General features: G+C 53.6%; 18 protein-coding genes. 10 read left to right on the forward strand and 8 right to left on the reverse strand.

The features are described from left to right. The first annotated feature begins 18 nt into the window (after nt 1-18). Entirely contained in the window at nt 19-300 is a 282-nt protein-coding gene (locus JMG82_RS10530; protein WP_201352689.1) for a hypothetical protein, read from the forward strand. A gap of 71 nt (nt 301-371) precedes the next feature. Here the strand turns inward: JMG82_RS10530 and JMG82_RS10535 are convergent, their stop codons facing one another. Beyond that, nucleotides 372-1,577: an NnrS family protein gene (locus JMG82_RS10535; protein ID WP_201352690.1), complete on the reverse strand. Its 1,206-nt coding sequence runs from the start codon at nt 1,575-1,577 to the stop codon at nt 372-374. A gap of 45 nt (nt 1,578-1,622) precedes the next feature. After that, on the reverse strand, nt 1,623-3,554 hold the full coding sequence (locus JMG82_RS10540; protein ID WP_201352691.1) for a bifunctional diguanylate cyclase/phosphodiesterase: 1,932 nt from the start codon (nt 3,552-3,554) through the stop codon (nt 1,623-1,625). A 226-nt stretch (nt 3,555-3,780) separates the two neighbouring features. Here JMG82_RS10540 and JMG82_RS10545 point away from each other — a divergent pair, with 226 nt between their 5' ends. The 6 genes from JMG82_RS10545 to JMG82_RS10570 are packed head-to-tail and all read left to right on the forward strand — an operon-like array spanning nt 3,781 to nt 7,393. Then, nucleotides 3,781-4,530, forward strand: coding sequence for an energy transducer TonB (locus JMG82_RS10545; RefSeq protein ID WP_201352692.1), 750 nt, complete (start codon nt 3,781-3,783; stop codon nt 4,528-4,530). An 8-nt stretch (nt 4,531-4,538) separates the two neighbouring features. Beyond that, nucleotides 4,539-5,066 carry a MotA/TolQ/ExbB proton channel family protein gene (locus JMG82_RS10550; RefSeq protein WP_201352693.1) on the forward strand — a complete coding sequence of 176 codons (528 nt, stop codon included), beginning with the start codon at nt 4,539-4,541 and terminating at the stop codon, nt 5,064-5,066. Beyond that, the gene (locus JMG82_RS10555; protein WP_201352694.1) at nt 5,063-5,449 is read left to right on the forward strand and encodes an ExbD/TolR family protein; all 387 of its coding nucleotides are present in this window, start codon (nt 5,063-5,065) and stop codon (nt 5,447-5,449) included. Before JMG82_RS10550 ends, JMG82_RS10555 begins: the two co-directional genes overlap by 4 nt. A gap of 10 nt (nt 5,450-5,459) precedes the next feature. Further along, nucleotides 5,460-5,801, forward strand: coding sequence for a hypothetical protein (locus tag JMG82_RS10560; protein ID WP_201352695.1), 342 nt, complete (start codon nt 5,460-5,462; stop codon nt 5,799-5,801). 9 nt (nt 5,802-5,810) lie between these two features. Further along, entirely contained in the window at nt 5,811-6,914 is a 1,104-nt protein-coding gene (gene dapE / locus JMG82_RS10565; protein ID WP_201352696.1) for a succinyl-diaminopimelate desuccinylase, read from the forward strand. Nucleotides 6,915-6,973: 59 nt separating this feature from the next. Further along, nucleotides 6,974-7,393, forward strand: coding sequence for a thioredoxin family protein (locus JMG82_RS10570; protein WP_201352697.1), 420 nt, complete (start codon nt 6,974-6,976; stop codon nt 7,391-7,393). Here JMG82_RS10570 and JMG82_RS10575 read toward each other — a convergent pair. The 6 genes from JMG82_RS10575 to JMG82_RS10600 all read right to left on the reverse strand — a co-directional run bounded on the left by JMG82_RS10575 (nt 7,368) and on the right by JMG82_RS10600 (nt 12,857). After that, nucleotides 7,368-8,813, reverse strand: a complete 1,446-nt coding sequence (locus JMG82_RS10575; RefSeq protein WP_201352698.1) for an ATP-binding protein — start codon at nt 8,811-8,813, stop codon at nt 7,368-7,370. The two genes, JMG82_RS10570 and JMG82_RS10575, sit on opposite strands and share 26 nt — an antisense overlap. Before the next feature lie 2 nt (nt 8,814-8,815). Beyond that, nucleotides 8,816-10,009 (reverse strand): amidohydrolase, encoded by a 1,194-nt coding sequence (locus JMG82_RS10580; RefSeq protein ID WP_201352699.1) that lies wholly within the window; start codon nt 10,007-10,009, stop codon nt 8,816-8,818. A 90-nt stretch (nt 10,010-10,099) separates the two neighbouring features. Next, the gene (locus JMG82_RS10585; protein ID WP_201352700.1) at nt 10,100-11,107 is read right to left on the reverse strand and encodes an LPP20 family lipoprotein; all 1,008 of its coding nucleotides are present in this window, start codon (nt 11,105-11,107) and stop codon (nt 10,100-10,102) included. Further along, nucleotides 11,104-12,096, reverse strand: a complete 993-nt coding sequence (locus JMG82_RS10590; protein WP_201352701.1) for a CsgG/HfaB family protein — start codon at nt 12,094-12,096, stop codon at nt 11,104-11,106. Before JMG82_RS10590 ends, JMG82_RS10585 begins: the two co-directional genes overlap by 4 nt. Continuing rightward, nucleotides 12,093-12,674, reverse strand: a complete 582-nt coding sequence (locus JMG82_RS10595) for an LPP20 family lipoprotein (RefSeq protein ID WP_201352702.1) — start codon at nt 12,672-12,674, stop codon at nt 12,093-12,095. The genes JMG82_RS10590 and JMG82_RS10595 overlap by 4 nt, the downstream gene beginning before the upstream one ends. A 15-nt stretch (nt 12,675-12,689) precedes the next feature. Further along, nucleotides 12,690-12,857 (reverse strand): hypothetical protein, encoded by a 168-nt coding sequence (locus tag JMG82_RS10600; RefSeq protein WP_201352703.1) that lies wholly within the window; start codon nt 12,855-12,857, stop codon nt 12,690-12,692. A gap of 88 nt (nt 12,858-12,945) precedes the next feature. On the opposite strand from JMG82_RS10600, the gene JMG82_RS10605 reads away from it, so the two are divergent. The 3 genes from JMG82_RS10605 to JMG82_RS10615 all read left to right on the forward strand — a co-directional run bounded on the left by JMG82_RS10605 (nt 12,946) and on the right by JMG82_RS10615 (nt 17,696). Next, the gene (locus tag JMG82_RS10605) at nt 12,946-13,452 is read left to right on the forward strand and encodes an asparaginase domain-containing protein (protein WP_201352704.1); all 507 of its coding nucleotides are present in this window, start codon (nt 12,946-12,948) and stop codon (nt 13,450-13,452) included. Then, nucleotides 13,452-15,728 (forward strand): PD-(D/E)XK nuclease family protein, encoded by a 2,277-nt coding sequence (locus JMG82_RS10610; RefSeq protein ID WP_201352705.1) that lies wholly within the window; start codon nt 13,452-13,454, stop codon nt 15,726-15,728. Before JMG82_RS10605 ends, JMG82_RS10610 begins: the two co-directional genes overlap by 1 nt. A 90-nt stretch (nt 15,729-15,818) precedes the next feature. Further along, the gene (locus JMG82_RS10615) at nt 15,819-17,696 is read left to right on the forward strand and encodes a PilZ domain-containing protein (protein ID WP_201352706.1); all 1,878 of its coding nucleotides are present in this window, start codon (nt 15,819-15,821) and stop codon (nt 17,694-17,696) included. Nucleotides 17,697-17,800: the final 104 nt, after the last annotated feature.

Consider the following 17,800-nt stretch of genomic DNA (forward strand, 5'->3'; position numbering starts at 1 on the left):
TACGAAAAAAGGAAAAACATGGCATACGAACCCGAATTCAAATCGATGATCAAGGCCAAACCGTTGGGCGGATGGTATATCGAACTGACCGAAACAGCCACAGGCGAAACGGTAGTCTGCGACAATCTGGACGAATATATGCACAAGATAGAGGAGATGGGACAGGAGTACGGTCCGGACATGCAGGTCGCCTGGAGTGTGGATCCTACCGTCGACAGGAAAATCATGGATGCCTATATCCTGGAGATACGCGGTTTGATGCGCAAATACCAGGAAGAAAGCGGCGTCGGCGGCGAGTAGCCAGGGCCATGGAAAACGCGGGATGAATCATAAGAGCCGGTAAAACCGGCTCGCGGAATACGAGACTCTCTTTATCTTTTCCCAAATATCAGCGTCGGGCCGAATTTGACTCCCCATGCGAGAAAAAGCGCCATCCAGAGTGTCGCGGACAGATCGAAGAGCCAGGCGAGGTTAAGGCCAAGACCCGTTGCCATCGAGTAGAGAAATCGCGCCAGTACCACCACCTGCGTAAACCAGAAGAGAGCGATGGAGATTCTGTCCGCATGGGGGACCTGGCCGGAATGGCCCAGTGTGACACGGGTGCCGAAACCGATCAGAATCGTCGTAACAAAACCGATGGCCACAAGATGCAGGCCCGCGTAGAGAAAGGAGGTCTGCATCCATATTTCGGCCAGACACGTCAGGGCATCTATCGCCAGGGCGACGGGTAGCCAGAAGAGTCCCAGATGCAGAACCCACAGAATCGCCGCGGATGTGAAAACCGGGAGTTTCCATCCGAGAAACTCTTTTAGCAGATAGCCTGCCAGCAGAAGGGTGAGGACGATTTCAAAAAGAGCGAAACCGAAGGCGAAAGCCGCCACCTTGAGTGCGAGCAGTCCGAACACGATGGGTAGAAAGCGTCGGGGCTTTGTCACGGCCACATGGCTGAAAAAGGGGACCATCCTCTGTGCCACGACAAAAGTGAGAAAGATGAGATAGAGGTAGACGCCGATTCCCATGGCCAAAGGCTGCCATGCGAAATCGATACCGAAAATGCCGAAGGTGATACCCGTGACAAAGATGAGGTGGGCGACAAGACCCGATCCGTGGGCGACGAGCAGCCAGAGGGGATCGCTCTTTTCCGGGGAGCCTCCGACCAGATAGATAAGCCGGAAATTGCTGACGGCGAAAAGGTTGCCGGCAAAAAGCGTAAGTGCCCCTGCGACGGCCAGCGGCGGGAAAAGGAGAGAGCCGGCCGCGAAGAGGAGCGCTCCTGTTTCATACAGAAAAAAGAGCCGGGTATAGATCGTTTGCGGGACCGGCTGTGTCATACAGAATCTGGGAAACGTCGTCAGCAAAAATCCGTGGAAAAAGTGGCTGAAGACGACAAAAAGCATCGCGTAGCCGTGAAAGACCGTTCCGTCGATCTTCAGGGGAATGCTCCCGCGGTATCCCAGCATGAAAAGCAGCACGAAAAGCACCGCCCAGAGGATTCCCGCCAGAAAGAAAGGCTGATGGGGCTGGGAAAGAAAATAGCTCCATGCCGATGATCGATTCTGTGCCGTCTGAAAATTCATGGTTGTGCTCCTGAAAGGTTTCAAAGCATGTATTGTATCAGAATGTCAAAGGGGATTGGAGTGTCGCAGAATCCTTTCCAGGGGTTCTGGCTGATGGAGGTAATACCCCTGTATGCTGGTGATGCCGATATCCCGGACAATGTTGTAGATAGCGTCGTTGGAAACAAACTCCGCCACTGTATCGATGTTGTAGTTTTTCGCCAGGTTGTGGATGATTTCGACGAACTCCCGGGAGTCGGCGTCTTCGGCAATACGGCTGACGAAAGAGCCGTCGATTTTGAGGCTGTCGATTTTGAGTTTGAGAATTTTCGCGAAATTGGAGTAACCCGACCCGAAGTCGTCGATGGCGATTTTCACACCGTAATGTTTGACCCGCTCGATGAAAGCGCTGATATCTTCGTAGTTTTTCGCCTCTTCCGACTCGAGAAGTTCCAGGGTGATATGATCGCTGTATTTGGACATGGCGATACGGTCGATGATGTAATCTCGGGTGGGACGGTGATGGATGTCGTCGGCTGAGAGGTTGATGCTCAGAAAAAGGCCGTATTTTTCGACGGCATCCATCGATTTTTTGAAAATGATCTTGGTGATTTCGGAATAGAGACGAATCTGTTTCGCCAGAGGGATGAACCGGATGGGTGGGTAGATTTTCCCTTTCTCGTCCTCCAGGCGTGCCAGCACCTCGTATTTTTGTATCTTTTTTGTCCGGGTATCGGCGATCGCCTGGAAGTAGGGAACGATACGCTCCTCTTTGATGGCGGTCGTGAGCTCTTTGGTCATCATGATGTTCTCAAGATAGTGCTGCGGTTTGATCAGGCCATCGGAGTAGATAACCATGTTCTCGCTGGAGTGCTTGGCGTGTTTGAGCGCCATGTCCGCTTTGATCAGCGGCTGAGGCTGGTTGATGGCGACACCGATGGAGATCTGCAGGACGAACTCTCCGTTGGTGACCATGAAAGGAAATTCGCTGGCTAATTTCGCTGCCTGTGTGATCATGGAGAAAAAGGTGGCGGAGGATTTTTCGTTCGTCTCCAGGATGGCGAATTCATCACCCTGCAGATGGTAGATTTCATAAATATAGGGGATGACGGATCGAAGATAGGCGGCATAGTCCTGGATGATTTTATCACCGACATTGGAGCCGAAAAGGTCGTTGTAGGACTGGAAACGGTCGATATTGAATATCGCAACCGACGCAGCGGGGAGATTTTCTATCTTTTCGATGAAGCTCAAACGGTTGGGGAGTTTTGTCAGCGGATTCTTTTTAAGATGGTCCAGTGCCTCCTCGGTCCGTTTTTTGACTTCGCTCTCCAACTCTTCCGAATAGCGTGCCAGTTCTTCGTTGGCTGTCGCGAGCTCCTTTTGAAAATTCTCCCTCTCCAGAAGATAGGTTTTCAGCTTCCGATTGAGGGAGTTGACCTCCATCAGGAGAAAGAAGAGAAGTGTCAGTGTCGCAGCGGCGAAAAAGAAGGAGATATAAAAAGTCGCCTGCAACCTCTTTTTTTGATCTTCCGTAAATCGTTCGAACGTTTCGATGTAGCTTTTTCGCAGGGAGTGCAGATGCCCTCTAAGGGTTTCAAACGCGGCAACGAGCTTTTGCGACGGCGTGTCGGAAGCGTACGCGACAAAGGTTTCTATCTCCTTTCTAAGACGCTCGCACTCTCTTTCGATGGTATAGGATTTCAGGGTTTTTTCATTGTATCGGCAGATCGTGCCCACCAGTTTGCTTAGCTGCGTCACGGCCACTCTCTTTGTTGCGCCAGGAACCCGGGAGCCGGAACGATTGGCGATTCGCTGCAAATGGATCTTTTGAAGCGTTTCGGAGAGATCGTCGATCGGAACCAGTACACTCTGGTCGAAATGTTTGTTCTCTTCGTAGAGTTCCAGCGCCCCTTTGAGAGTAAATAGAAGCAGAACACCGGCAATGAAAAAAACGAAAAAGATGGTCAAAAACCGGAGAGTGATATTTTTAATCATGGTCGCTTCTTTCCAAAATCCATACACGAGCCGGCCGGCTCCTTTGGATAAACTATCGGTACAAACGGCCATTACTTTATGTTTTGGTCTCTTCATGGGCGTGAATTGACGCGTATTAACGTTTTTCCTACCTGAATTTGACTATAATCGCTCCATTGAATTTGTGCAAATCCGATAAGATGACACGACTTTGCGTCGTGGCGGTTTTGTCCAGTGGCAGGTGGATGTGTTTGACGAAAAATATGTAGGTCGCTATCTTTTCTTTTCGATCCTCATCACGGTCGTCATCGCCGAAGCGCTGATTCTGCTTTATGTCCACCTCGAAGAGCCTTCGCCAAAACCCGAAAAACAGGAACGCATGGTGCGTGTCCACATCTCCCACCCCGTTGCCAAACCGCCGGTGCGCAAAGTGACCAGACCCCATCCGAAGCCGGCCAAGAAAACTGTTGCGAAACCCAAACCCAAACCCAAACCCAAGCCGAAACCAAAACCAAAACCAAAGTCCAAACCCAGGCCAAAAAAGAGAGTCAAACCCCTTCCTGCGCCAAAACCACTCCAACAGCCCAAACCGGCCCAAAAGGTGGAAAAACCCCCCAAAATGCAGCCTCCCGTGCCCGAAAAGTCGGTTCGCGAACCGATCAAAAAGCGACCGGCCACGCCCCCTCGGGATTTCGAAAAAGCCGCGCGAGCCAAGGCGCTTTATCTGCAGAAGGTGAGAGAGAAGATCGAAGCGAACAAATATTATCCCAGACGGGCGAAAAAACTTCGACAAACGGGCCGGGTTGAGGTACAATTTGTGATCCGAAAAGATGGCTCCGTCTGTTGTGTCGAGGTGGTGGGGCGATCCCGCCACAAAATCCTGAACCGTGCGGCGGTGCGGACCATCGAGAAGATCGGCCGGTTCGAACCGCTTCCGGCGTCGATGAACGTGTCGGAGCTGAAACTGACGGTGCCGATCAACTACAGACTGAGGTAGGATATTTTATGAATCTGATGCACTATATCGAATCGGGCGGCGTCATCATGGAGATACTGATCGCGATGAACACGATCGGTATCGCCGTGATGGTGACCAAATGGATTCAGTTCTGGCGGTACAACCGGCAAAAAAAACTCCATGCCGACCAGATCGTCGAGGAGTTCGGGGGCCTGGGATCCAACGACAGAGATACGCTGCTGCTCATCATCAAGGAGCTGTTGCAGAGCCGTCTGAAAAAGCTCGAAAGCGGCATGCCGACGATCAAGATTATCGCGACGACCGCCACCCTGTTTGGACTGCTCGGGACCGTCGTCGGTGTTCTGATGGCTTTCGAGGCGATCGCGAAGATCGGAATGGGAGATCCCTCCGTTTTTGCCAAAGGCATCTCGATGGCACTGGTGACGACGGTGGGAGGGCTTATCGTGGCGATTGTCCATACGATTGGCTACAACTATCTCATCGCCTATCTCGATTCGATCGAAGCCAATATCGAAGCGGAACTGCTGGTCCGTTATTACGGGGAGAAAGCGTGAGACGACGGGAGTCGCTGACACTCGACATGACCCCGCTGGTGGATGTCGTTTTTCTGTTACTGATATTTTTTCTGGTCACTTCCGTTTTCAAGAAGGACGAATTGGCACTTCTGCTCAACCTTCCCGAAGGCAAAGAGGGCGGACAGATGGTCAAGAGAAAAGAGGTCATCATCGAAATGGGGGAAGATACGCTGGCCTACAACGGCAGGCCGATCGATTTCAAAACCCTCGACAAAGAGCTGGGGGCGATCGTCGAGAAGAGGCTTCCGGTAATCATCCGTATCGACGAGAAGGTCGAATACGGACGGATCATCAAGCTTTTCGACATGCTCAAAAAACATCGATTGAGCAATATCGCACTGGTGGAAAAAGCGAAAAAGTAAGGAGGAAAAGATGAAAAAATGGTCACTCCCCATGCTTGCGGCGATACTTCTGTGGCTTGGCGGATGCACCCAGGAGACGCAGAACCGGCTGGGACGCGCCGTACAGAACTGGACCGGTGCCAACGGGGTGCTCGATATCTACGAAGGGGGCAAACTGGTGATGCGTTTCATCGGCATCGACAAACTGACCACCGCTCTGGGCACCACCGACGGAAAACCCCGAAACTACAGGTACGGGTACGGCTATCTGGACAAAAACTTCAACTACAAAAAAGACCCGGGCGAAAAGAAACTCTATTTTGAAATCAGCAACTTCACCCCCTACATTTTCTACGAAAACCCGGAAAGCTAAAGGAAGCGCGTGCATAAACTCGATACGATCGAACTTTTCATAAAACTCCTCTCGTTCAGGTCGGTGACACCGGACGATGACGGTGCTTTGACTTTCATCCGCGACTATCTTGGCGATTTCGAGGCGGAGTGGGTCAACCGTGTGAATGTCAAAAACCTCTTTCTTTACAAAAAATTCGCAGACGGCCCGCACCTCTGTTTCGCGGGCCATATCGACGTCGTTCCGCCCGGCGAGGGTTGGGAGAGCGACCCTTTCGTGCCGAAAGCGCAAAAAGGATATATCTACGCCAGGGGGGCGCAGGATATGAAAAGCGGCGTGGCGGCGTTCGTGCAGGCGTGCCGGGATGTCGAAGATTTCAGCGGTACCCTCTCGCTGTTGCTGACCAGCGACGAAGAGGGGGAGGCGAAACATGGCACCGTCGAAGTGCTTCGGTATCTCAAGGAGAAGGATTTTCTGCCCGATTACGCGGTCGTGGCCGAGCCGACATGTGAGAAGGTTTTCGGAGACGCCATCAAAATAGGCCGTCGCGGCTCGATCAACGGCACCATCGAAAAGATTGGCAGGCAGGGGCACGCCGCCTACCCGGAAAAGGCGCTCAACCCGATTCACAAAGTGGCCCAGGTGCTGCCCCACATCGCCGGCGTCGATCTGGACGAAGGGGATGAATTTTTCGCCCCCAGCAAATTCGTCATCACCGATATCCGAGCCGGCATGGAGGTGACCAACGTGACGCCGGGTCGACTGAAAATGATGTTCAACGTACGCAACAATACAAAAACGACGAAAGAGGATATCGAGGCCTTCGTCGACCGCTATTTCAAAGATATGAACTATATGCTCACGATCTCCCAATCGGCGAAGCCCTTCATGACCGACAAGGATTCGAAAATCGTCGAGGCCCTTGGCTGCGCGATAAGGAAAGTGACGGGTCTCAAAACGAAGTACTCCACGGCGGGCGGAACGAGCGACGCACGTTTTTTTGCGGAGTTTGGCGTCGACGTGGTGGAGTTCGGCGTACGAAACGACACGATCCACGCTCCCAACGAACGGACGACACCCGAGGAAGTGAAGGCACTTAAATACGTCTTTGACGAGGTGATTAAAAGCTTCTGATTAGAGAATGCGTGATAAAAATTAATTATAATTCAATCAAAAACGGAAAAAGAGCCTTCATGCTGAAAAAAAGTGTTGCCCTCATTCTTCTGGCATCGTCTCTTTTGATGGGCGAAATTCTCTGGCAGCCTTCCTACCGCCAGGCGAGAGAGGAGGCGGTGAAAACGAAGCGACCGATGATGGTCATTCTGGTCTCCCACACATGCCGATGGTGCCGAAAGCTCGAAAGCCGAACACTCAACAATCCGCAGGTAGTCGATTTCGTCAACGACAATTTCGTGCCGGTCATCGTCTACAGGGAAGAGGGGAACTATCCGCAGGAGAGGATTCATTCCCCCTATGTGCCGGCCACCTTCTTTTTAACGCCTGATGGGAAAGAGATCATGAAACCGACGGTGGGGTACTGGGAACCCCACGATTACATGAGCGATCTCGTTATGGCGGCAAGAAAATTCAAAACGCTTCGATCTCCCCGTTGATTCTGTGCAGCAATTCGCTGCAGAAATCGGTGTGGCAGACGATCTGTTTCGTCTCCACATTGTCGCTGTTGGGCATCTGGAGCCGCAGATAGTCATCTTTCCCTTTCCGATAGAAGAGCACCCCGCTGAAAGCGAACCCCTCCTCTTTAAGCACTTTGACCACCTCGTCGATACAGCCGCACTTCATAAGATTGATATCGGCGAAGATCATGTCCACATGCTTTCTGTAGAGGATGTGCAGATGATGGCGAACGACATGGGCGAAGTCTTCCGACACCCAGTCGATCACCAGTGTTCCGCACTGTGTGTATTCGCTGAGTTCCCATGTGATGCTGTTGTATTCCCGGGGTTTTTGCATTTGGGCCTCTTCGATCCGAAGTTCGTTGTTCGCATAGATGAGGCGTACAAGGTCCCGATAGTCTGACGGCAGGAAAATTTTCCGTTTTTTGACACCGTTGAGAATTTTGTAGCCGATCAGGACGGCGGCCCGTTTCTGTGTGCGGACGGCATTGGGATCGGTCAGCGAGACAGTATTGGGAACTATTCCAAGAAGCAGGGCGCTTTCACCGAATCCGTGACGGAGGTTGGCGCGCTGGCTGAAAGGGTGAAGCATCAGCGCCTCTCCGAAGATCGCGTCGAGCTTCAGTTCCCTGGCACGCTGCTGGACCCGATCGAGCATGGCGTTCATGATGCCTTTGCCCTTGTAGTCCGGATGCACCACCGCCACGCCGATCTCCGCGATGTTGGCATCGGGGATCATGACGAGAGCGAAGTGGCCGACGATCTTCCCTTCTCTCGTTTCGGCCACGACCGACGCGATCTCTCCGTTTTCGTTGAGTTCCCGTATTCTCCTCGGATAGTAGAAGAGTGACTTGTAGTAGCTGTAGGTATAGTTGTTGTAGATGAGACGGCTGATCGACTCTTCGTCGCCGCATTCGTAATCTCTTATCTGGATCGATGCGGGTTTCAGTGATGCCGGCGATTCGTCTTCGAGGTCGGAGTAGGGCTGGAAGGTGATGTCGTCGAACTCCATGGGATGCGATTTGAAAATCGTGAAGGATTTGCCCTTTCGGCCAAGATTGGAGAAGCGAAGCTCGTCCACATAGTCCACGATCCGTTTGAGACCTCCGGTACGCTCCGATTTCATGTAACTGTCGAAATCGAAGGGCTGCCCCATGTCGTGGACGCTGATCTGGATACCGTGGGGATGGAAGAGGATATCGATGTCGATCATCCCGTCGAGGTTTTTCGGGTAGGCGTGGCGGATGGCGTTGAAAAGCAGTTCGCGGCTCGCCGCCACGATGTCGACAATCTCTTTCTGGCCGATTTCCGCGATATGCGCGGCCTCCTCGATCACATGCATCGCCATCGGGAGATATTTGATATTGTTGGGAATGCTGAGGGTGATATTCTGCTGCATGGCTATCCCTTCGCTTCCCTGAGCGCTTTGACGGCGCTGAGGCATAGAATTTTCATGCCGATCGTCAGCGCGTCGTCGTCCACGTCAAACCGCGTATTGTGCTGCGGAACGCAGGTTCCCTTCTCCTCGTTGCAGACGCCGAGCCGAAAGAAGGCGCCGGGAACGATCTGCAGGTAGCGGGAGAAGTCCTCCCCGCCCATGACCGGATCCACCAGATCCACGAGTCCTTCTTTTCCCACCACCTCTTCGGCCGCGGCTTTGACGATATCCACCATGTGGTCGTTGTTGGTCAGTTCCGGCGGGCCGAATTGGTAGTTGAAGTGGTATTTGGCATCCATGGCGGTACAGATTCCCTTGATCGTCGTCTCCATCATTTCGGGAATCTTTCTGCGTACCGACTCGTTGACGGTACGGACTGTGCCGGCGACCGTGACGAAGTCGCAGATAATGTTGGGTGCGTTTCCCCCTTCGATTTTTCCCATGGAGATGACGGCCGGGTGGAGGGGGTCGATGCGCCGGCTGACGATATGGTTGAGGGAGTTGATGACCATGGCCGCCACCAGCACCGCGTCGATGCCTTCGTGGGGCCTGGCACCGTGGGCCGTCTTGCCATAGATGTCGAAGCTGAAAGTGTCGGCTGATGCCATCATCACGCCATATTTGTAACCGATCTGACCTGTGCGAAGATAGGGGTAGACATGCAGGCCGAAGATGGCGGAGACACCCTCCAGCGCTCCGTCTTCGATCATCTGGTTGCTGCCCCCTTCGAGAATCTCTTCGGCGGGCTGGAAAATGATGCGCACGTTGCCCGGCAGCTTCTCTTTGATGCGGTTGAGTACCAGGGCGCAGCCAAGAGCCGTGGCGGTATGGGCGTCATGGCCGCACGCATGCATGATCCCCTCTTTTTTCGATGCGTAGGGTTTGTCGCTGTTTTCGGGCATCGGGAGCGCGTCCATATCGCCCCGAATGGCGACCGTGGGAAGAGCGGGATCTTTGACGATGTCAGCCACGAGGCCGTAATGGTTTTCGAACCTTTTGAAAGAGATGCCCTCCGCCTCCAATATGGAACGCAAAAGGAGGTTGGTCTCTTTCTCTTTACCGGAAAGCTCCGGATTTTGGTGAATATCGTGGCGAATGTTCACGATTCGCTCAAAAAGTGTGTCCACCTCTTTTTTGATCTGCTCATTGATGCCCATGATCACTCCTTTCCGATGGAACTTGTCCCATACTCCATCATAGGGCAGAGCAACTTATAATTTCGTTATTTGGCCGGTATTGAGTGCGTGTCAGGGGAGAAAAAATCTCTTTTCGAGACTCTTTTCGAAAGATTTCGACGCTTGAAGAAGTGCCGCTTTGCGGCTTTTGGATGAGACGCCTTTGATGGGATATCGCATCCCTTCTTCCACCGTTTTTTCGCCGCCATTGGAAAGTTTCAGGTCGACCGTGCCTTTGACGATGTAAAATCCATGGATTCTGTCGTAAGAGAGGGTGGGGTCGAGGGCTACACGAAGAGCCCCATTCGGGCAGGGAGGCTTCTGCGTGAGGGCAAAGCCCCGTTGCGCGAGAGCGGCCGCCACCGTTTTGGCGAAAGGGAGAAAATCGCTGTTTCGAACCGGCTCGATGCAGAACCGTAAGTGCTCTTTGGCCTCTTTCTCTTTGCGGATGAAAAAGAGTTTGCGTTCCGTCACGTTTCGATAGAGCGGCTCATAGGCAGGGTCCAGGGCCGCGAGTATCATCAGTTCGGGGAGAATCTTTTCGTACATCTCTTTCAAGCGTTTTGCCTGTTTGAATCGCGACAGCCCGCTGGCGTCGTTTGGGGCGTTCCAATTCGCTTCGGCTTCTTTGATCTGCCCGGAAACCTCCTTCAGAAGCGATTTTGTAAAATCATCGCGATGGATTCCGACCTGGGTGATGTAACGGTTCCAGGCCAGACGTTCGCTTCGCAAGGTTTCATAATGTGTCACAGGCACTTTTTCGACCGTCGTTTCGATGTCGTAGGTGCTCTCTTTGAAGGTGTGTTCATAGACATCCCGGTGGGAGTATTCCCGCGATCTGTAGGTGGAGGAGACGGTGACCCGGATGCGTGCCAGGAGGTTCGAAAGAGCGTGTCGTGTCGCCTCTTCCATCGTTTCTCCTTCGCCGGTGCCGTAGAGCCACTCCCGGTTGTTCGGCGGAGGGTTGAGATACCACACCGGAGCGGTGAGCGGTTTTCGGGCGGCTCTTTGGTGTGTGTGCTCGGCGCAGCCACCGAAAAAAAAGAGTGCGACAAAGAGGAAACAGGCGATTTTTTTCATTGGTTCATCTGCTTCAGGGCACTCTCTTTCGCACGGATCGACTGTTGGATACGCACAATCGCCGCGTCGATCGTTTCGTTGGGTTCCGGGCAGTTTCTGTCGGCCAGGAGATAGAGTGAACGCGCCGCTTCGAGCTCTCCTTTTGTCTCCTTCACCACGCCGAGATCGTACGCTGCGACATAGCTCTGTTCCCCCGTACTGCGCAGCAGTTCGCCGAGCAGCTGTTCCGCTTTGTCGTAACGGCCGTGTTCGATAAACGTCAGAGCGTTTTTCAGAAGCTTTTTCTCTTCGGCGGAATAGTCGATGTCCGGTTCCTCCAGAAGTTCGACCTCGTGATAGGTGTAATGGGGCGTCAGGCGCTGAATGAAGTGATCGGCGATTTCGTTCGCAAGCAGATCGAGCGCTTCACCTTTTGTTGGAATGTGCGTGCTGGAGTCAAAACAGCGGTTCCAGTGTCTGGAGCGTTTCAACGTATCGGCGAAGAGGACTTCTCCTTTGGCGATGTCCACCAGACGGATATGCGCGGAGACCACGGCGCTTCGCTCCATGCAGGAGACATCGAAGATGTTGTATTCCTTGCACTTTTTGTCGAGACATTCGAATCTCTTTTCGGTGTAGTAACTGTCTTCCGCATCCGCAGCGGTGACCGATCCGGTAATGAGCGCGGTGGCACCCAGCAGCTTCCCGGCCTCGACCACCTGTTCCTCGTCGGCGAGTCCCGACTCCTGCAGACGTAGCTCTTCGAGAATTTTGCTGAGGTCGCCGCGGCTTATGACGGTAAACCATGGCTTGCCGTCCACCCTGGCGGCTGCCGCTTTCGTTTCGATTTTTTCCGTCAAGCCGACCGTGTCATGCCTGAATGTGTACACCGCAATCCGCTTCGCGCCGGCGGCCCGGTCGATCTCGGCCGGCTGCAAAGAGGCGATACGGACCGTTTTCGAGCATCCTGTGAAAACAAGAAACACGAGAGCGAGAGCGACAAGCTTCATCGATTTTCTGGGAACTCTTTATCAAGCTCTTTGAGCGCCTGTTTGGCCTGGAACTGCTGCCAGAGCGCATCGTTGTTTTTGTAGCTGCTGATGATCGCCTGGCGGGCGGCTTCGTCCACACTCTTTTTGTCCACTTTCACAAGCACATAGATCGAGCCGTCTTCGGGATGCTCCCAGTAGGCGGCCTGCTGTGAATCGTGAAGGGTTACGCGGGAGACCTGTTTCGAAACGTTTTCGACGACACGTTCCACCGTCTCTTGTTCACCGACCCCTGTCGATCGGGCGAACTGTGTGGTTCTGGCTTTCACATCCAGAATGATCTGATGGGCCAGATTGGAGCGGGCATCGGCCAGTGCTTCTTTGCGGGCGAAACCGAAACCGAGTTTGCCGATCTGCGCCGTACCGACCGCCGCATAGTATGCATCGTCATGATGCAGTCCGCATACCCATTTGGGTGCCTCTTTGCCATGGATCGTACATTCGCTCTGAATCTGTTCCGGTTCGGGTTTTTTGGAACTGCATCCGGCAAAAAATGCCAGAACGATCATGGTGGCGATTAATGGTTTGGCATAACGCATCGTTTCTCTCCTTTGTTATTTTGAAAATTCTCTATCCAGCGAATCGAGTGCATCGTGTGCCTGTTTCTGCTGGTACTGCGCGTCCTTGTTTTTATATGCGGGCAACGGCTCTTTGGAACCGCAGCCGCCAAAAAGAGAGAGTGCCAGGATCGTATACACTATCGTCCGAGCCCACCTTGTCATGCATCCTCCTCTTTCGTTTCAACCGATTTTAACATATTCGTTATAAACCGATTGTGGAGGTGTTGCCGATATGGGTATAATCTCTTTTATGGAAAGAGTACGGATTATCAATACGGGCGGGACCTTCAACAAGCGGTACGATCCGGTGGCCGGCCGGCTTTTCGTTCCGGCGGACGACCGGGCGGTGGAAGCGGCGCTGGCCTCTTTGCGAGCCAACCGGACGTTGTTTCTTGGCGGAGCGATCTACAAGGACAGTCTGGAGATGGACGATGCCGACCGTGATCTGCTGTGCGAAATGGCCGCGGAAACGAAAGAGGATGCCATCGTCATCGTCCACGGCACCGACACGATGAAAAAAAGCGCCGAAGCGCTGGCCGGATGGCCGGGAGTCGCCGGGAAGAAGCGGGTGGTGCTGACAGGGGCGATGGTCCCTTTTTCGATCGATCCTACCGAAGCGACGGCCAATCTCGTCTCGGCCGTGACGGCGGCGGGATTTCTCGACCCCGGGGTCTACATCGCGATGCACGGATTGGTGCTTCCATGGCGGAAGATACGGAAAAACCGTGAAGCGGGACGTTTCGAAAGGGTCGAGTGATGGAGTGCATCGTCTTTTCGACCCACCGCCGGATACGCGATTTTGTGGCGGCGCACGACAATACGCTGCTGCCGAAACTCTACACGATGGATGAATTTCTGCGGCGGACGGTCGTGGTGCCGGGCCGGGTGTTCGTGGATGAAGCGAGCCGGGTGCTCTACCTCTACCGGGCCATCGAAACCCTCGACATTTCCCGGCTCGGCTTCGATAAAAATTTTCTGAGCTTCGTAAAAAATTCGGAGTTCGTCTTCCGTTTTTTCGAGGAGCTTCATGCCGAACAGGTGCCGATCGAAAAACTCAAAGAGGTCGATCTTTATGCCGAATACGAGGAGCATCTGCAGATTCTGCAGGCGATTTTCCAACGGTACACGACCCTGTTGGAGAAAGAGGGGCTCGTGGACAGGGCGGCGGTTGGCGCCTATCGGCTCAATGAAAAATTTCTGAGGCAGTTTGAGCGGATCGACATCCATGTCGACGGCTATCTGAGCCGGTTCGAGACGGGGGTGCTGGAGCGGATCGAAACGCCTCTGTTCCTCCATTTCGTCACCACCCCTTTCAATAGCAAGCTGATTGAACGTCTCGGTCTTGAAGAATCTGTGGCGACGAACCGGCGCTGCACCCTCGACTGGCGGCGAAAAGTGATCGTCGAAGAGGAGAGGCTTCCGGCGCTTCGAAGCGATGCGATCGATCTGGCCGCTTTCGAAGAGCGGATTGACCAGGTGGCTTACGTGCTTCGGAAGGTGGAGGCTTTTATCGAAGCGGGCGCCGACCCCGACCGGGTCGCCGTCATTCTGCCCGACGAGGATTTTGCCGAATATCTGAAGCTTTTCGATCCGCTGAAGAATTTCAATTTCGCCATGGGGACCCCCTTTGTACAGAGCCGCTACTATCGCAGGCTGGCGGATCTTTATGATGCCCTTGCGGACCGGAGTGCAAGCGCGAAGGAGAAAATGGCCAAAGACGAGCTGACGGAAGCTTTTTCACGGGTGAGTGATTTTACGTCGTTTCTGGCGTTTCTGCAGGAGGTTCCGATGCGGCCTCAGGAGCTGGAAGCGATCGACGAGGCGCTCTTTTCGTTCAAAAAGTTCGGCCCGCTTCTTGGGCACGCCACCCCCCTGCAGCTGCTGCACACGTGGCTTCAGCGTCTCGAACCGCTCTCTTTGGACGATGTGGGAGGCGGCAGGATCACGGTGATGGGGCTTCTGGAGAGCCGGGGAAAAACTTTCGACGGCGTGGTGATCGTCGACTTCAACGAGGAGGTGGTGCCCAAGGTGAGCGAAAAAGACCTCTTTCTCAACAGTGCCATCCGCCGCCATGCCGGCATGCCGACACGAAAGGACAAGGAGAATCTCCAGAAAAACTACTACTACCGACTTCTTCAAAACAGCGGGCGGGCGGCCCTGTGCTGCGTCAGAAACGAAGAGAGCCTGCCAAGCCGGTTTCTGGCGGAGCTGGGGCTGGGCGATCCTACGGTGGAGAATGGCCGCTATCGTGCCATTATCGCTCCACGCTCCACATCGCCTGTGAGGTACGCTGCCCCGCTATCAGGACCCAACCCGTTTAGAAGTAAACCGGAGCTGACACCGACGAAACTCAAAGACTGGCTGGAGTGTCCCCGGCGTTTCCACTACCGCTATCTGCTGGAAATCAGGTCGGAGCGCGAGGAGGAGAAGGTGGTGGGCACACTGATACACGAGGCCCTCGAAGCGGCCGCGCTGAGCAAAACGGAGCTTCTCTCGCCCGAGGGCTATTTCGAATTTCTGATCGATCACATCTACCGCGGCAGCAGGGATATTCTGCAGCGTTTCGAAATCTCGCTGACCTGGGAGGAGCGGCTCGAGCGGTTCTGCCGGGCCGATTACGACGAACTGCTCTCCTTTCATCAGGTGGCGCTGGAGGAGTGGATCGAAGTGACCTACGGCGGTTTCAGGCTCTCAAGCCGGGCCGACCGCATCGATCTGGGGGAGGATGTGGTCCGCCTCATCGATTACAAAACGACGAAACATCTGGACAAAACACTCTCCGATGCCAACGACTTCCAGCTTCTTTTCTACTGGCTCTGGGCGAAAGAGACGTTTCCCGGGCATCGGGTCGAAGCGATCTACTACGACCTTTACAACGTAAAAAAGCAGAAGATCGATCTGCACGGGAAGGCGGAGGAGCTCGACAGAGTGCTGGCAGTGCTCAATGAGCGTGAAACTTTCGACTACCCGATGACCGACGATTTGAAAATGTGCAGATACTGTGATTACAAAACAGCGTGCGGAAGAGAATAGAAGATGTGAAAAACGGTTTAAATTTCATTGGATATAATATCGCAATGTGGTTTGCAAAACATTGCCACAAATTCGAGTCAGAGCGATACAATGCATAATGAAAATTTTCTGAAGCGCTTCAAACTTTTCAGGGTCCTGGTCGTGGCGCCGAAAGAGGGAGAGTTTTTCAGGTGGTGCCGTGATTTCGATGACCATTGCGGTCTTTGCACCTACGAAGAGCTTGGGGAGTGCGGCTCGGGCGGTCCACCCCATCTCGTTCTTTTGCAGACTGACGGAGAAGGGAACGATTTTTTAAAACGCAAGGAGGCGATGGAGCGTCTTCGGAAATTGCGTTACTGGCAACTGATACTTTTTGCCAAGGACCCGGAACGCCCGGAAGTTCAACGGTTCGCGATCGACCATCACGCTTTCGGTCTTCATCCGCTTCCGGCCTCCAGGGAAGATGTGATGAAGGCGGTGGCAGAGGTGCTACCGGCCCTGATGGAGAGGATGCAGGAGCAGACACGCAGCATCCAGTTGCAGAAAATCGTCGATATGGGGGCCGCGCAGGTGCTTGCGGGGGCGGGCGGGAAGCCTCTTTTTGCAAACACGGCGGCGAAACGGCTTTTTGGCGTACCCGATGCGGCACACCTCGCGGAGAGTATCTGGCACACACTCTCCCCTGCCGATTTTCCACGGAAGGAAGGAGACGTCCGGCTGATCCCTTTCCGTGACAAAAGAGTGCTGGTCGCCCTGTCGGGAAATGGGGAAAAAGAGCATCTGTATACTTTCATCCCCCTGGATGACCGCATGGATGTGCAATCTGGCACTTTCGTTTCGAGAATCGGGTTTGTCGACACGCTCAAGGACAAAATGGCGCAGCGTATCGGCTCCGACGAACCGCTTGCCCTTCTTGCCGTGCGCATAAGCAATCTGCACAGTATCGTCGAAAATTTCGGATGGAGCGTTTCACACAGTGTCGTCAAATCGTTCGGTGAAATGATGTGTACCCATTTCCAGCCCGTGGAGTCCTGTGGCGTCTGGCACAAGGATATGCCGGCTCTGCTTTTTACGGGAGATGCCGCCACGGGCCTGAAAGAGCGGCTGGAGCGTTTCGTGGCGGAGATCAAAATTTTCGAATTCGAGCAGAATATTACGCTCACGGCCGATTTTGTCCTGATCGATGTTCACGACGAAGATCTCAACGCATTGATCAATCTTGTCGAAAAGTTCTACACGGGGCAGCTTTCGGTCGCCGATACGAAAGGATTCTCCTGTTACAGGAGCGGCACGGGCCAGGAAGTCCGCAAGGAGGAGGATCTGCTGATGCAGTTTTTCACCAATATCATGGCCAATCGGCTTCCTGTCAAACTGCTCAACATCTACAAGGGGCTTCCCATCTCCACTCCGACACGCATACTGAAAGTCGAAGAGGGAAAGATTGTCGTCAAAACCGAAAAAATCCAGAAATTCGTCATGCGGGAAGAGAGACGGGTTGTTTTTCAGTCTCCCCATCTGCCGGGGGATATCGAGGCGGAAGTGCACATGACCGATGCCCAGCGGCCTCTGGCGATATTGAAAAAGGTGAAGATGATGCACACTTCCATCAACAACCGCAAACATACGCGCGTTAATGTGACTTCACGCCTTCCTGTATCGCTCAAAGTAGGAAAGAACCATTACAGTGGCTTTGTCCACGACATTTCGATCAACTCCATCGCCCTCTTTTTCAACGCCGGCAAATTCGCGGAGAACGAACTGCGGCAGAAGCGTGCCGATCTCTCCTTCAAGCTGCCGTGGGAAAATGAAGAAGGTTTCGTCAATATCGCGGTTCCCGGAGAAATCCTCTTCAACCGTGAAGAAAACGGGTATCACAAACTGGTCGTGATTCTCGAGCCCAGCGATGTGAATGAAAGCTATATCTTCGACTATATCTACAAGCGGCAGAAAGAGCTGATTAGGGAGATCAAAGAACGGATAGGCTCCTGAAGGATTGCCTTCCGATGGTATCGGGCATACAGACCATCCGAAACGGCGCGCTCCCTTTTCGACGAAGCCGCCGCGCGCGTTCTCGTTTGATGGATGGTAGTGTA

This window comes from Hydrogenimonas urashimensis (genome assembly GCF_016593255.1).
Taxonomy (GTDB): Bacteria; Campylobacterota; Campylobacteria; order Campylobacterales; family Hydrogenimonadaceae; genus Hydrogenimonas; species Hydrogenimonas urashimensis.